This is a genomic window from Paraburkholderia bryophila, assembly GCF_003269035.1.
GTDB lineage: Bacteria > Pseudomonadota > Gammaproteobacteria > Burkholderiales > Burkholderiaceae > Paraburkholderia > Paraburkholderia bryophila.
On sequence record NZ_QLTK01000079.1, the window covers coordinates 1 to 1,530 of the forward strand.

General features: G+C 59.0%; 1 protein-coding gene. It reads left to right on the forward strand.

The window, feature by feature from the left end; all coding sequences use genetic code 11:
- Positions 1 to 689: 689 nt before the first annotated feature.
- The gene (locus BX591_RS35830) at positions 690 to 1,154 is read left to right on the forward strand and encodes a hypothetical protein (RefSeq protein ID WP_111936015.1); all 465 of its coding nucleotides are present in this window, start codon (positions 690 to 692) and stop codon (positions 1,152 to 1,154) included.
- The last annotated feature ends 376 nt before the right edge of the window (positions 1,155 to 1,530 follow it).

The window sequence follows — 1,530 nt, forward strand, 5'->3', positions numbered from 1 at the left end:
CCCCGCCCGTTGCCGAGCAGGTCAGTGTTCTACGTGGGTCAATATTCGATGCAAATTACTACGCAGGGTGGGTCAGGATTCCGTGCAAATCAACACTCAACGCACGCAGCGAGGATATGCCCTCTGTCTGGCCGGAATGTAGTGGCGCTTTGGGGGTGTCCGACGCTCACGCTGCTGCGTGGTTTTAGGTGCTGGTTTTAAGTGCTGGTTTTAAGTGCTGGTTTTGGGTGGTCGTTCTCGGTGGTCGTTCGGGGCAGTCAGCAGCCCGCTCAACATACAGCGCATCGCTTCAGTGCAGTGGACGCCAGCGTCCATTCTTCCCAGAACCCCAACCATCAAATGGTCGATGCGCGGATGAATGCGCACGGCCTGTCGCTTCGGACGCTGTCGTTTGCAAAATGGCTGCTAAGCAGCCGCATGCCTGGCGGGGAGACATAGCCGCGAGCATGGATCGTTCCACGGCGTATTACACGTCGACGATTCCGACGATGCAGTCGATCAGATTCACCCCAACATGAAGGCCAGCTGAAAGATACAAGTCACGCTAGTTGGAGAATGCGCTTAGCAGGAGTAAGCACAGTCACCAGTCGGCATTCCAACCCATCACAGCGTTACATGATCGGTAAGGGCTCAACCTTTTGCGGCCTGCGCCGTTATTGCATCTGCACAGGCATAAACATTGGACCTTCATGGCACAACCTATCCCTCTATCCCGCCACACTGGCGCTGCGCGTGCGCGGCATGCCAAGGTCATGCTGTTGCCGATTGCCCGGCAAACCGCCGATGACCTCGCGTTGCGGGTACATTTGGCGCTCGACGCCTTGCGCCGCGGCGCAGGCAGCATGATCGACGCGCAAACCCTCACGCAGACGATGCTGCTGACCGGTTTTCTGGCCGAGTCCGGTTTTGGCTCGACATCAGGCGATGAACTTGGCGCAGCGGAACGTGCGGTGTCGACGGTGTTCGATATTGGCCGCGAGACCGGTGAATGGAAACTGGATGGCACTGGCGTCGCACTTTTTGCCGCAATTGCGACGAATTACGACCAGCAATTGCATCGTGCCCCGCTGTGGGCCATCACCGATGCGAGCGAGCGGCTAGACCGCTTCACAGCGGGCCTGACATACCAGACGCTGGCACGAAAGCGGGCGTAAGGGGACGAAGGGGAAGTTGGCTGGCGAACTCGCTGCGTTCAGGTAACGCTGCGTATCGGGAAGAGGTACGTCAGACGTGCGGAGGCGAACGTCGGGGTTGGCGCTACCGGGCATCGACGGGCGATGCAGCGATGCAAACACGTAACGAACCGACAGGGATGGTGGTGTCGTTCGGGTCCGCCGGTGGCGGTGACATGGCGGGTTGCCCATCGGCCGGGTATGTCCGGTGGGCGGCATGCCAGTGCTTTTCGCGGCCTTAAACGACAGAAACCCCACCTTTTGGGGTGGGGTTTCTGTTTTCTGCATGGGAGCCTGACGATTACCTACTTTCACACGGGCAATCCGCACTATCATCGGCGTGGAGTCGTTTCACGGT